Source organism: Hymenobacter endophyticus, from assembly GCF_032464715.1.
GTDB lineage: Bacteria > Bacteroidota > Bacteroidia > Cytophagales > Hymenobacteraceae > Hymenobacter > Hymenobacter endophyticus.
The window spans coordinates 14,517-27,305 of sequence record NZ_JAWDJT010000010.1; the positions used below are offsets into that span (position 1 = coordinate 14,517).

Genomic DNA, 12,789 nt, shown 5'->3' on the forward strand with positions numbered 1-12,789 from the left:
CGGACGTGAAAAGGTCCTTCGCCCTGCTCTCAGGATGACCAACGTATAACATGGCAACGAAGCGAGATTATTACGAGGTGTTGGGCGTGGCCAAAAACGCGGCGGCCGATGAGCTGAAGTCGGCTTACCGCAAGCTGGCTATCAAGTACCATCCCGATAAAAACCCCGACGACCCCTCGGCCGAGGACAAGTTTAAGGAAGCCGCCGAGGCCTACGAAGCCCTTTCGGACCCCAACAAGCGTGCCCGCTACGATCAGTACGGCCACCAGGGCATGGGTGGCAACGGCGGTGGCCCCAGCATGGAGGACATCTTCAGTCATTTCGGCGACATCTTTGGTGGCGGCGGTGGAGGTGGTGGCTTCGAAAGCTTCTTCGGAGGCGGGCGGGGCCAGGGCCGGCGCGTGCGCAAAGGCTCCAACCTACGCATCAAGCTAAAGCTGGACCTGGAGGAAGTAGCCAATGGCGTCGAGAAAAAGATCAAGGTGAAGCGCTACGTAGCCTGCAACACCTGCTCGGGCACCGGCGCCAAAAACGGTACCGACCTCAAAACCTGCGGTACCTGCAACGGCCAGGGCCAGGTGAAGCGCGTGGTAAACACGATGCTCGGCCAGATGGTAAGCGCCAGCACTTGCCCCACCTGTGAGGGTGAGGGCAAAGTGGTAACCAGCAAGTGCGACACCTGCCACGGCGACGGCCGCCAGCTGCACGAAGAGGTGATTCCCATCAACATTCCGGCGGGTGTGGCCGAGGGCATGCAGCTCAGCATGAACGGCAAAGGCAACTTCCCGGAGCGTGGCGGCGTGCCCGGCGACCTGCTCATTCAGATTGAGGAGGAGCCGCACGAGTCGTTGAAGCGGGATGGGAACAACATCATGTTCGAGCAGTATATCTCGTTCGTGGATGCCGCCTTGGGTGCCAGCATTGAAGTGCCTACCATTGAGGGGAAGGTGAAAATCAAGGTGGACCCTGGCACCCAGCCCGGCAAGATCCTGCGTCTGCGCGGCAAGGGTATCAAGGACATCAATGGCTACGGCCGCGGCGACCAGCTGATTCATCTCAGCGTGTGGACGCCCAAAAACGTGACCAACGAAGAGCGGGAGCTGCTGGAAAAGCTCCGCGACGCCCGCAACTTCACGCCCAACCCTGGCAAAAACGAGAAGGGCTTCTTCGAAAAAGTGAAGGAGTACTTCCAATAAGAAAGTCCTGATTTCACGAATTTACCGGACAACTCTGGCCCGCTCTCCTACCTAGGGGAGCGGGCTTTTTGCTTTGGGCAGGGTACAGGAAATATTTTGGCCGTTGGCTGTAATGACGCGGCGTGCTTTCCGATATATCCGGCAAACTTCCCCACCGTATGTCTGCCGCCTCTCCGGATTTTCTGCGCCTGCTGAACGAGCACCAGCCCCTGCTGCGGCGGGTAGCGCGCCTGTATTGCCCCAATGCGGAGGAGCGGCAGGACTTGTACCAGGAAATAGTGCTGCAACTGTGGCGGGCCTGGCCGCAGTACCGGCCGGGAGTTGCCAAAGTGAGCACCTGGCTGTATCGGGTGGCGCTGAATGTGGCCATTACCGACCTACGCCGCCGCACCCGCGCCCCCACGCCGGCCCGCTTTGGTGAGGCGGCCCCGCCCGAGGTGCCGGCTCCGCCCCCCGATGGCCCCGATGCCGACGACCTGGCCCACCTGTATCGGGCCATCGAGCGGCTCTCCGACGTGGAAAAGGCCTTTGTGCTGCTCTACCTGGAGGAGCGCACCTACGAGGAAATGGCCGACATCCTCGGCATCACCCAGAATAATGTGCGCGTGAAAATGCACCGCGTGCAGGACAAGCTTCGCCAACTGTTACCCCTCACTGCCTGATGGAACTCGCCAACTTTCGCCAGCAGTGGCGGCAACAATCTACCACTGCGCCTGAGCCTTCTCTTACCCACCAAAAACTCCAAGCCATGCTCGCCAATCAAGCAGATACCCCCGTAAGCGCCATGCTGCGCAATACCAAAAAAGAGCAGCGCATCCTGCTGTTTGTGTTGGTGCTGAATGTGGGAAATATTGCCAACCTGACGACTCGTTACCTGGGGCAGAAATCCTTCGTGGGGCAGTTGCTGCTCTTTACCTGCGTGGGGCTGATGGTATCCTTCACCGCCTGGACCACCTACCGCAAACGCCAGCTTATTGCCCAGCTTCAGACTAGTGATACGTCCACGTACAGCCACCTAAGCCACTCTATTCGGCAGATACGCCTGCTGCTGCGCAATAAAACCTACGCCGGCATGGTGTTTCTGGCTACTATTATACTATCCGTTTTCTTCGTGCGCTTTCAGGACATGCTGACGGCCGCGCGTACAGGTACGCTGGATTGGGGCACAGCCGTTCTGGTAGTATTGGCCATTGTTGCGCTCTTTGTTGGCCTGTTGTACCAGGAGAAGTACATGCAGCAGAAAAAGTACGGCCGCCACCTCGACCAGCTGGAAGCAGCCCTGCGGGAACTGGAAACCGTGGAATAGCTCCCGTTCAGGCGTCATTTCCGACAGTTCAGGCTACCAAAATGCCGGTTGGTTGGAATTTCGGCGGCTTCTGTATCGGGTTCCTGTAATATTACGGTTGTAACTACTCTGTCTTTCTGCGCTATGAAACCACCAATCCTCGAAGTGCGCGACGTACGCAAGCACTATGCCGCGCATACGGCCCTTGATGGCGTAAGCCTCTCAGTGCCCGATGGTTCCATCTTCGGCCTGCTAGGTCCTAACGGAGCCGGCAAAACCTCCCTCATCCGCATCATCACCCAGATAACCGGGGCCGATGCGGGGGAAGTGCTGTTCCGGGGCGAGAAGCTTAACCCTTCGCACATTGGCCGCATCGGCTACCTGCCCGAGGAGCGGGGGCTCTATAAGAAGATGAAAGTAGGGGAGCAGCTCATGTACCTGGCCCAGCTAAAGGGTATTCATAAGGATGAGGCCCGCCTGAAAATCAAGAACTGGCTGGAGCGCTTCGATATCAAATCGTGGGCCGACAAGAACATTGAGGACCTGAGCAAGGGTATGCAACAGAAGGTACAGTTTATTGCCACCGTAGTGCACGAGCCCGAGCTGGTAATTCTGGATGAGCCCTTCTCCGGCTTCGACCCCATCAACGCCAACCTGCTCAAGGACGAAATATTGGCCATGCGCGACCGGGGCGCCAGCATCATCTTCTCCACGCACCGCATGGAATCGGTGGAGGAAATGTGCGACCATATTGCCCTCATCAACCGCTCGAAAAAAGTGCTGGACGGCCCCGTGCGCCAGGTACGTGACGCCTACCGCACCCAAACCTACGAGGTAGAGGGCATGGGCCGCCCCATGATTATCCACCCCGATTTTGAGGTGATAAAGCATCAGGAGCGCGAAAATGGCCATTTCTACGATATCATTAAGCTGCACGCCGGGGCCACACCCAACGATTTGCTACGCTACCTCATCGGGCCGGGCAACGTGGAGGTGCACGCTTTCCGGGAGATGATTCCGAGCATCAACGACATCTTTATCCGGCGGGTGCGCGAAACCCAGCCCGACTATGTGCCCGAAACCGATGGCGCGCTGGTGTAAGGCGGGCGGCTGTCTATTCTCCTTCTGAAATTTTCCTGATTATGTCGAAAACCTGGCTGATTGCCCAGCGCGAATACCTGACCCGGGTGCGCAAAAAGAGCTTTATAATCATGTCGTTGCTGGGGCCGCTGATTACGGCGGCCATCTTCGCGGTGCCCGTACTTATTGCTACCATGTCGGATAACGGCAAGGTGGTGGCCGTAGCCGATGCCGGTGGCCTGTTTACGGATAAGCTGCCCGAAGCCAAGGACGACATCAGCTTCACCCGCGTATCCGCCAACTTGCCGGCCGCTAAAGCCGAATTCAACAAGGCTAAATACGATGCCCTGCTGTACGTGCCCAAGCTGGACATGGCTAACCCCGAAGGCTTCCAGGTATTCTCCCGCAAGGGCCTGGGAATGTCGTTGCAGCGGGATATTGAGCGTTCCGTAGAAAATGCCGTGGAAGCCCAGCGCCTCAAAAAGGCTGGCCTCGACCAAGCAGTGCTCAATACCATGAAGGCTGATGTAGACCTGCAAACCATCAGCCTCAGCGACGACGGGGAGCGGAGTTCCAGCACGGGCGTAAGCACCTTTGTGGCGTACGTGTGTGGCTTCCTGATTTATATGTTCATCTTCATCTACGGCATTCAAATCATGCGCGGGGTGATGGAGGAGAAAACCAACCGCATTGTGGAAGTGGTTATTTCCTCGGTGAAGCCCTTCGAGTTGATGATGGGCAAAGTGTTGGGTATTGCCGGCGTAGGCTTCACGCAGCTGGCCCTGTGGGTGGTGTTGTCCCTCGGAATTACGTCGGTGGTTGCTGGCTCCATCAGTCCTGATAAAATAGCGCAGAACCAAGTGGAGCGCGTAAACACGGCGGCTGGCAATGTGGCTACCGTGAAGGCCAAGGAAACCCAAAAAGAGGGCAACGAGATGATTCAGGCACTAAAGAATGCCGATATCAACGTGCCGTTAATTGTAGGCTGCTTCCTGTTCTACTTCCTGGGCGGCTACCTGTTTTACGGGGCCTTGTTCGGGGCCATCGGCTCGGCCGTAGACAGTGAAACCGATACCCAGCAGTTTATGATGCCCGTGACCATGCCGCTGGTACTCACCTTTGTGGTAGCTCAGGCCACACTCACTACCAACCCCAATGGGCAGGTAGCCTTCTGGATGTCAATGTTTCCGCTGACTTCCCCCATTGCCATGATGATGCGCCTGCCGTTCGGGGGAGTGCCCATGTGGCAGCTGGGCCTCTCCATGCTACTGCTGATTGTGGGGTTCGTGGGTACCATCTGGCTGGCCGCCCGCATCTACCGGGTAGGTATTCTGATGTACGGCAAGAAGGTGACGTACGGCGAGCTGTCGAAGTGGCTGTTTTATAAAGGCTAGAAAGACTAAATTTCTCTCCCCTCAGAGTACGCCGCAACTGCCCCGGTTCCGCAAGGAGCTGGGGCAGTTTGGTTGTAGGCTATGAAGTCTCTCCGACTCGCGGGTAGCCAGTATCTTCGTGCCATGCGTATTCCGTTTCTTTCGTTGGCACTGCTGCTGCTGATCAGTCTTTCTGTACGCGCCCAGGACAAGCCAGCTTACCGCCTGTTCACGGCCGCCGGTAAGCCGGCCGGTTACGACAAAATGCTGAAGGAGCTGACCCAGGCCGATGTGGTGTTCTTCGGGGAGCAGCACAACGACCCCATTGCCCACTGGCTGGAGCTGCAGCTTACCAAGGACCTGCTGCGCCTGCGCCAGGGCCAGCTGGTGCTGGGCCTGGAAATGTTTGAGCGGGACGTGCAGCCCCTGGTGGACCAGTATACTACCGGTGAGCTGGACGATAAAGCCTTTGAAGCCGACAGCCGCCCCTGGCCCAACTACGCTACTGATTACCGCCCGCTACTGCAGCTGGCGCGGCAGCAGAAGTTCCGGGTGGTGGGTACCAACGTGCCGCGCCGCTACGCTTCCCAGGTGGCCAAAGGCGGCCTGGAGGCTCTGGATGCCCTGCCCGCCGCCGAAAAAGCCTGGCTGACTCCGTTGCCGCTGGTCGTGGATTTCAGCTTACCCGGCTACCAGAACATGGCCAAGATGTTCGGGGGCGACGCGGCCCACTCGGTGGGTACCCAGAACATCATCCGGGCCCAGGCGCTCAAGGATGCTACTATGGCCTACTTTCTCAACCAGGCCCGCCCCGAAGGCCACCTGCTGCTTCACCTCAACGGCGCCTACCACTCCGACAACCACGACGGTATTCTGGCCTACCTGCGCCAGCAGAACCCAAAACTGAAGGTGCTCACCATTAGCGCGGTTGCTCAGGAGCAACTGGATAAGCTCGCCCAGGACAACCAGCAGAAAGCGGATTTCGTGGTGGTAGTGCCTCAGGATATGACCAAAACGTATTAAGCCTGGTTTACGCCAGTTTTTTGTCGCCCAGGCAGGCGGCATCGTGGAGCTCCGTAAGCACTGCTGCCTCAGGGCAAACGTGGCCGCTGCCGTATTCGCCCACCCACCGGCACACTGAGTATTCCTCGCTCCGAGTGTGGTACTGCTGCTCCCATTCCTGCTGCTGCGCACGTTGGGCGGCAGTATCGTAGGGGAAAGGGTGGGGCGGGCGCCTCCAGCCCACGCGCCAGGGCTTGGGGCTCAGGCGGGCACGGTAGCACTCCTGCTGCTGGCACAGCCGCACGTAAAGGCTGTCGGTGCGCATGGCCGCAAATACTTCCCGGGCTTCCGCGCTAGTGGGGTGTAGCAGCTGATGCGTGACGAGGATGCGGAAACCCAGGCGGGTGCGGTACACCCGAAAATTCCAGGCAGGATATAGCTGAAGCCAGGCAGCCAACCGCAGCTGGAGCTGGGCCTGTGCATCGGGCAGGGGCGGCGGCGGCGGCGGAGGGTTGAAGAGGGTACGCAGAAACCCGCGGAGGCTGAACGGCTCGGTAGCCGATTTTCGAGGTAGGCTCTGTTGCAGGTCATGGTCGTCTACATCCAGCATCATAAAGCTCGGGGCATTCAGCACGAGGCTACCGTAGCGGTTACGGGTAATGGCCCCTAACTCTCGGCCCTGCGCATCCTGAACACGCTGAACCAGCTGTTCGCGGAGGGGCGCAGAGCCAGTTGGGTATTCTCCCAGAACGCCGGGCTCCAGCAAGCGGGCCTGCCGGATCTGCAGCAGCTGGTGGGCGGCCTCCTGGGCGGCGGCCTGCGTGGCGTTGCTACCCCCGTAGGCGACCAGGTGGTATGAGTTGCCTTCGGCGTCCAGGCAATCGAGTGTAGCCCGGGCCCAGTAGGAATACAGCTGCATAAGAGAAATAAAAAAGCCAATGTAACGTATCAAGGCTACTTTCAACCGTTACCAAGAACTTCGGCATTTCTACCATTCCCATCTATGATTTCCACTCTCGACCTTTCCCAGCTTCCCAACGCGGCCGCCCTGCAGCGCCTGTGCGTGTCTCTGGCCGCCCTGGATGCCGTCAACTCGCCCGACCCGGAATTTCGTTACTATACCTACAACCCCCAGTGGGATGAAAACGAGGCCGTATTTGAAATGAGCGACGGGGAGGGCGACCAGATGCTGGTGCTGTTCCGGCCCGAGGGCTGCGTTATCAACGGCTTCCTCCACGAGTACGACCAGCCCGACAAGGCCCAGATAACGCGCGGTCTGCCCGATGCTTTCGATGAGTTTATCTTTGGGGAGCCGGTCAATTCCATTGGCACCACGTTTTGCGCGTGGTACACGCCCGCTCACGGCTGGCAAACCGGCGTAGTGGAAAACGAGGAAGACGGCTCGGAAGAATTGCTCTACATCTTCGACAATGACCCCGCTACCTACGCTGATTGGGCCAACGAATACTACCTCGACGAAATCGAGCGGGAGCCCCTGGAAACAGAAGCCGTAGCCGCCCTCTACCACCACGAGCCCCTAACCAAAACCGCCGCCCTCACCCTCAATCATGAGCTTCAGGACTGGCTGCAGCTGGAAGCTGACCTCACAGAAATCGGCTACCCCCATACCCTCCGGTAATAAAGGCCGCGCCAGGCAGGGCGCCGCTAGCCCGCTTCACCTACAGCCGCTGCTGCATCCATTGTACACCGCTGGGAAGGTACCCTCTGGCCGGTAGTTTACAATGGATGCAGCGGTGGCTATTTGTGTAACGATTTGGTAAAGGCTACCCCGCTCAAGGCAAATAATGCTGCGCCAACGCGGTGAAGTCAACTACTTGCTGCCGCTGCCACGCCTCGTCAAAACCAAGTTCCTGGGCCAATAGCGCCGCCACGGCCGGAGCCATCCGAATGGCGGCTCGCACGTCCAGAAACAGTGCCCGCACACGGCGCGCCAGCACGTCCTCCACGGTGCGGGCCATTTCACAGCGGGCCGCCCACACCACCTCCGCCCGACGAAATTCTAAGTTGGGGTCGAGCTTTTCGGCCAGTTCGGGCTGCTGCTGCATGAGTTGGAGCAGGTGGGGCTGGTCGGAGCCGTACACGTAGAAGTGGCTGCTGAAGTCGGTGGTGGGTCGGGCCCCGTGAATGGGCAGTGTGGCCGTGCGGCTGGCGGCTTTCGGCAACCTGCCCAGGCGGATAGCCCTGTCCACTACATCTTGTCCCATGCGGCGGTAGGTGGTCCATTTACCACCTGTAATGGTGATGAGCCCGGTTTCGGATACCAGAATCTTGTGGCTGCGCGAAATTTCCTTGGTGCTGCCCGAGCAGTTCTGTGGAGCTGCTAGCGGGCGGAGCCCGGCAAACATACTCAGTACATCGGGGCGGCGGGGTAGGCGGGCCAGGTAGCGGCCCGCCGTGCGCAGAATAAAGTCGATTTCCTCTGCCAAAGCTTGCGGCTCCTCATGGGCTTCGGCAAGAGGCGTATCGGTGGTGCCCAGCACCACGCGCCCGTGCCAGGGCACGGCAAACAGTACCCGTCCGTCCTCAGTCTTGGGAATCATCAGCGCATCGTCGCCGGGCAGAAACGACTTGTCCAGTACCAGGTGTACGCCCTGGCTGGGCCGCACCAGCTTGGGGGTACCGGGCTGGTCGAGCTGACGGATAGTATCTACAAAGATGCCCGTGGCATTGACCACGGCTTGGGCGTACAGCTCGTAGTCCCGGCCGGTTTCCTGGTCCACGGCCCGCACGCCGAATACTTGGTTCTTGGCATTTTTCAGCAGGCCCGTTACGGCCATGTGGTTGAGCAGGGTACCACCCAGCTCAATGCCCGTCTGGGCCAGGTTCACGGCCAGGCGGGCATCATCAAACTGCCCATCCTGGTACACCACGCCACCGCGCAGCCCAGCCGGCCGCAGGTTGCCCAGCCGCCGCAGGGTTTCCTGGGAGCTGACGTGGGCCGTGGCACCCAGGCGAAGGCGGCCAGCCAGCAAATCATACAGCTTCAGGCCGGCGGTGTAAAACAGGCCGCCCCACCAGGTATAGCTTGGGATGATGAATGACTGGTTTTTGCAGAGGTGAGGGGCATTTTTCAGCAGCAGCCCCCGCTCGTGCAGTGCCTCCCGCACCAGTCTGATGTCGCCCTGGGCCAGGTAGCGTACCCCGCCGTGCACCAGCTTGGTGCTGCGGCTGCTGGTGCCCTTGGCGAAATCGGTGTGTTCCAGCAACAGCGTGCGGTAACCCCGGCTGAGCCCATCTAGGGCCACCCCCAGCCCGGTGGCTCCGCCTCCAATCACCACAAGGTCCCAGACGGGCGTGGTGGCAAGCTGCTGCAGCAAGGTGGCACGTTGGAAGGGGAGGACGTCAGGAATGGGCGGCATCGGCATGAGAAGTATAACGTTCTGCTCTCAACGGATTGCGGTGAAAATGGATAATTTTCGGCCCGGTCCGGCGGCTGCAGGCCATCGGGCCGGTTGTCGTCAGGTTCACCAGAACAACGCCGCCACACCATCAGCATACGTCAACCGGCCCGACAGGCTGCGCCTGCCGGACCGGCAACCTTCCACCTGCTTATGCACTACCGCCTTGCCCTTCCTGCCGATATTCCCGCTTTGGCGGAAGTACGTTTTGCCGTGCGCGAAAATGTGCTGCGCAACCGCGCCCTGGTAACGGAGGCCGATTACCAAGAGTACCTCACGCAGCGCGGCCGGGGTTGGGTGGCCGAAACAGCGGGCCGGGTGGTGGGTTTTGCCATTGTGGATGCCCAGCAGTACAGTATCTGGGCCCTGTTCGTGCATCCCGACTTCGACGGGCAGGGAATCGGCAAGACGCTGCACCGACTCATGCTCAACTGGTACTTCGCCCAAACCGGCCATACCATCTGGCTCACTACCAGCCCCGGCACCCGGGCCGAGGAGTTCTACCACCGCCAGGGCTGGCAAGCTACCGGCCGCACCAGCAGCGGGGAGGTACGGTTTGAGTTGACCAAGGAGCGGTGGAATGAAAAGTCTGGCCATTGATGCACAACCTTTTAGTCCCGATGAATAATAACCTGTGTTGTCGTTTGCGCCGGCTGGGTGCGGGCGGCATGGTGGTGCTGACGCTGTTGGTGTGTTCCCGGAGCAGTGCAGGGCAACCCAACAGTCAGCCGACTTTCACCGTTGTTCCGCTGGGCGTGAAGGGTGGGCTGGCCGAGGGCAACCTCTCGGCGTATCTGGTGGCGGCGGTAGGCTCTCCGGCTTACGTTTGCCTGGATGCCGGTACCGTGTACGGCGGCGTAGAAAAAGCCGTGGCCAGCCAGGCATTAACCGGCGCCGCCGGGGAAATCATCCGCACCAGCATCAAAGCCTACCTGATTTCCCACGCCCACCTCGACCACATAGCGGGCCTGTTGCTGAACGCCCCGGATGACACTCCCAAAAGCATCTACGGCCTGCCTGGCTGCCTGAGGACTATTCAAAGCGACTACTTCAACTGGCGGGCCTGGCCCAACTTTGGGCCCGGCGGTACCCCACCCTCGTTGGGCAAGTACCAGCTGCGGGAGCTGGTGCCGGGCCGGGAAATACCCGTGGAAAACACGCCGCTGCAGGTGCAGACCTTCGTGCTCAGCCACGGCCGCCCCTTCCAAAGCGCCGCGTTTCTGGTGCGTAGCGGCCGTAACTACCTGCTCTACCTCGGCGACACCGGGGCCGATGCCGTAGAGCAAACCGACAACCTCCGCCAGCTGTGGCAGGCGGTGGCACCCTTGGTGAAAGCCCGGCAGCTCAAGGGCGTGTTCATGGAAGCCTCCTACGCCAACTCCCAGCCGGAAAAACAGCTGTTCGGCCACCTCACGCCGGCCCTACTGCTGCGGGAGTTGGGCGTACTGGCTCAGCTTGCGGGCCCGGAGGCCATGCGTGGGCTGCCGGTTGTCGTTACACATATCAAGCCCACGGCTGGCAACGAAAAGGATATCCGCCAGCAGCTACGGGAAGCTAATACACTGCAGCTCCGGCTAGTTTTCCCGGAACAGGGGCAGCGGCTGGAGTTGTAAATCTGATGACTTACCCGCCATAAATTCTTCCCTTCATTACTATTTCACAAGCAAGTATGGTTGATGTATCGATTCAGGATAATGAAGTGCATTTTAAAGTGCGGGGCCTGCACAAGCTCTGGGCGTTCAAAAGTCAGCTGCAGATTCCGCGCGGCCATATTACCGGGGCCCGGCAGGACGCCGAGGTGCTGAAGGGCTGGTGGAAAGGCTGGCGTATGCCCGGCACCCACATTCCGGGCCTGCTGGCGGCCGGCACCTTCCTGCACGAGGACAAGCGCATCTTCTGGGACGTGCACAACGCCGATAAGGCCATCATCATTGATCTGGAGCACGACGAGTACAACCAGCTCATCATTGAGGTAGAAGACCCCGCCGCCGTGGTGGCCCTGCTCACGACGCCGGCTTAACTAGTGGCTTCAACAAAACAAAAAGCCCCTGGCAATGCTGCCAGGGGCTTTTTGTTTACAATACGTGGTTGCCGGCAGACTACGACGAGAACGAGGAGCCGCAGCCGCAGGTGCTTTTGGCCTGGGGGTTGTTGAACACAAAGCCCCGGGCATTAAGCCCGTCCTGGAAGTCAACCTCCATACCCAGCACGTACATGGCGTGTTTCTTATCCATGATGAGCAGCACCCCATCCAGGTCAAAGGTTTCGTCCTGATCCTTGGGTTTGTCGAAACCCAGCAGGTAGCTCATGCCCGAGCAGCCCCCGCCCTGTACACCCACGCGCAGGCCGTACTCGCCGGGTACATTTTTCTCAATCAGAATATTGCGGACCTCCTCCAGGGCGCGGGAAGTGAGGCTGATGGGAGCAAGTTTCGTGGAAACGGCCGTTGCCATAGTGAGTTCGTCTTTAGAGAAGTAAGACGGCAAAGATACGAAGCAAGTAGTAGTTCTGAATACCGGCCGGCATCGGGGTAGCCACACTACGTCGATCGTTTGCCGCGTTTGGTCGTATAACAACGGCTTGAGCCCTCCGGTTCACGGAGTATCTTTGCCGGCCCTGGCTACTGCCCTACGGCCTTTTTACGCTACTTTCCTCCCGCATGGATTCTGCCGCCTACCTCTTCGACTTACTCAAAATTATTCTGCCCGCCCTCATTGTGGCCGGGGCTATTTACTACCTGTTCCAGCAGTTTCTGGAGCGGGAGCAGCAGCGCCGCCTCATTGAAATGCGTCTGGAAGCCAGCAAAACCACTCTGCCGCTGCGCCTGCAGGCCCTGGAGCGCGTCACGCTGCTGCTGGAGCGTATTAGCCCCAACAACCTGCTGGTGCGCGTGAGTAGCGCCGGCCTGCCCGCCGCCGACTACCACCGCCTGCTGCTCCAAGAAATCCGGGCCGAAATGGAGCATAACCTCAGCCAGCAATTGTACATGCAGCCCGAAACCTGGGCCGCCGTGAAGCAGGCGCGGGAGTCGGTAGTAAACTTGGTAAGCTCCCAATTCCGCAGCCTGCCCAACCCCCAGGAAGCCCGCGGCCCTGAGTTGGCCCGCCGGGTGCTGGAAACCCTAATGCAGGACAACCAACCGGACCCCGTGGAAGCCGCCCTGCTGGCTGTGAAGCGCGAAGCCGTAGCTATGTTCTGATGCACAAGGGCAAACGCACCGTTGCGGCCGGTATTATCTGGGCACTGATGAGTGGGCCCGCGCACGCCGAAATGCATAAAAGTGGCGCCTCTATGGGCTCGGTACTATGGAGTGTTATTTTGTTGGCAGTGGGTGTCCCGCTTGGAATAGGGGTGCTTGCGCAGGTGGTGGTAACTCATGTAACAGATAGGCGCCCTAGTCGGGCCGCCACCATGCTCACGGCCTTCATCAGTTG

The 12,789-nt window shown here is 59.6% G+C and carries 14 protein-coding genes; 11 read left to right on the forward strand and 3 right to left on the reverse strand.

The genetic code is table 11. From position 1 onward, the window contains the following. The first annotated feature begins 50 nt into the window (after positions 1 to 50). The 6 genes from dnaJ (at position 51) to ROI90_RS14735 (ending at position 5,957) form a co-directional block, all read left to right on the forward strand. On the forward strand, positions 51 to 1,196 hold the full coding sequence (gene dnaJ / locus ROI90_RS14710; RefSeq protein ID WP_315999113.1) for a molecular chaperone DnaJ: 1,146 nt from the start codon (positions 51 to 53) through the stop codon (positions 1,194 to 1,196). Between the two features lie 158 nt (positions 1,197 to 1,354). Further along, positions 1,355 to 1,858 carry an RNA polymerase sigma factor gene (locus ROI90_RS14715; RefSeq protein ID WP_315999114.1) on the forward strand — a complete coding sequence of 168 codons (504 nt, stop codon included), beginning with the start codon at positions 1,355 to 1,357 and terminating at the stop codon, positions 1,856 to 1,858. Next, on the forward strand, positions 1,858 to 2,502 hold the full coding sequence (locus ROI90_RS14720; protein WP_315999115.1) for a hypothetical protein: 645 nt from the start codon (positions 1,858 to 1,860) through the stop codon (positions 2,500 to 2,502). Before ROI90_RS14715 ends, ROI90_RS14720 begins: the two co-directional genes overlap by 1 nt. 123 nt (positions 2,503 to 2,625) lie before the next feature. Then, the gene (locus ROI90_RS14725) at positions 2,626 to 3,582 is read left to right on the forward strand and encodes an ABC transporter ATP-binding protein (RefSeq protein WP_315999116.1); all 957 of its coding nucleotides are present in this window, start codon (positions 2,626 to 2,628) and stop codon (positions 3,580 to 3,582) included. A gap of 41 nt (positions 3,583 to 3,623) precedes the next feature. Beyond that, on the forward strand, positions 3,624 to 4,955 hold the full coding sequence (locus ROI90_RS14730) for an ABC transporter permease (RefSeq protein ID WP_315999117.1): 1,332 nt from the start codon (positions 3,624 to 3,626) through the stop codon (positions 4,953 to 4,955). 123 nt (positions 4,956 to 5,078) lie between these two features. After that, positions 5,079 to 5,957, forward strand: coding sequence for a ChaN family lipoprotein (locus ROI90_RS14735; RefSeq protein WP_315999118.1), 879 nt, complete (start codon positions 5,079 to 5,081; stop codon positions 5,955 to 5,957). A 7-nt stretch (positions 5,958 to 5,964) separates the two neighbouring features. Here ROI90_RS14735 and ROI90_RS14740 read toward each other — a convergent pair whose 3' ends face one another. Then, on the reverse strand, positions 5,965 to 6,855 hold the full coding sequence (locus tag ROI90_RS14740; protein ID WP_315999119.1) for a hypothetical protein: 891 nt from the start codon (positions 6,853 to 6,855) through the stop codon (positions 5,965 to 5,967). Positions 6,856 to 6,939: 84 nt separating this feature from the next. On the opposite strand from ROI90_RS14740, the gene ROI90_RS14745 reads away from it, so the two are divergent. Then, positions 6,940 to 7,575: a hypothetical protein gene (locus ROI90_RS14745; protein ID WP_315999120.1), complete on the forward strand. Its 636-nt coding sequence runs from the start codon at positions 6,940 to 6,942 to the stop codon at positions 7,573 to 7,575. A gap of 154 nt (positions 7,576 to 7,729) precedes the next feature. Here the strand turns inward: ROI90_RS14745 and ROI90_RS14750 are convergent, their stop codons facing one another. Continuing rightward, the gene (locus tag ROI90_RS14750) at positions 7,730 to 9,316 is read right to left on the reverse strand and encodes a glycerol-3-phosphate dehydrogenase/oxidase (RefSeq protein WP_315999121.1); all 1,587 of its coding nucleotides are present in this window, start codon (positions 9,314 to 9,316) and stop codon (positions 7,730 to 7,732) included. A gap of 192 nt (positions 9,317 to 9,508) precedes the next feature. Here ROI90_RS14750 and ROI90_RS14755 point away from each other — a divergent pair, with 192 nt between their 5' ends. Genes ROI90_RS14755 through ROI90_RS14765 form a run of 3 tightly spaced genes read left to right on the forward strand, consistent with a single transcriptional unit; the run spans position 9,509 to position 11,375 of the window. Next, on the forward strand, positions 9,509 to 9,955 hold the full coding sequence (locus ROI90_RS14755; protein WP_380230174.1) for a GNAT family N-acetyltransferase: 447 nt from the start codon (positions 9,509 to 9,511) through the stop codon (positions 9,953 to 9,955). 20 nt (positions 9,956 to 9,975) lie between these two features. Next, complete coding sequence (locus ROI90_RS14760) at positions 9,976 to 10,968, forward strand: 3',5'-cyclic-nucleotide phosphodiesterase (protein WP_315999123.1); 993 nt, start codon at positions 9,976 to 9,978, stop codon at positions 10,966 to 10,968. Positions 10,969 to 11,024: 56 nt separating this feature from the next. Further along, complete coding sequence (locus ROI90_RS14765; RefSeq protein ID WP_315999124.1) at positions 11,025 to 11,375, forward strand: hypothetical protein; 351 nt, start codon at positions 11,025 to 11,027, stop codon at positions 11,373 to 11,375. 79 nt (positions 11,376 to 11,454) lie between these two features. On the opposite strand, the gene ROI90_RS14770 is transcribed toward ROI90_RS14765, so the two are convergent. Then, positions 11,455 to 11,808, reverse strand: coding sequence for a HesB/IscA family protein (locus tag ROI90_RS14770; RefSeq protein ID WP_315999125.1), 354 nt, complete (start codon positions 11,806 to 11,808; stop codon positions 11,455 to 11,457). A 206-nt stretch (positions 11,809 to 12,014) separates the two neighbouring features. Between ROI90_RS14770 and ROI90_RS14775 the strand changes: the two genes are divergently transcribed. Beyond that, positions 12,015 to 12,554, forward strand: a complete 540-nt coding sequence (locus ROI90_RS14775) for a DUF7935 family protein (RefSeq protein WP_315999126.1) — start codon at positions 12,015 to 12,017, stop codon at positions 12,552 to 12,554. The last annotated feature ends 235 nt before the right edge of the window (positions 12,555 to 12,789 follow it).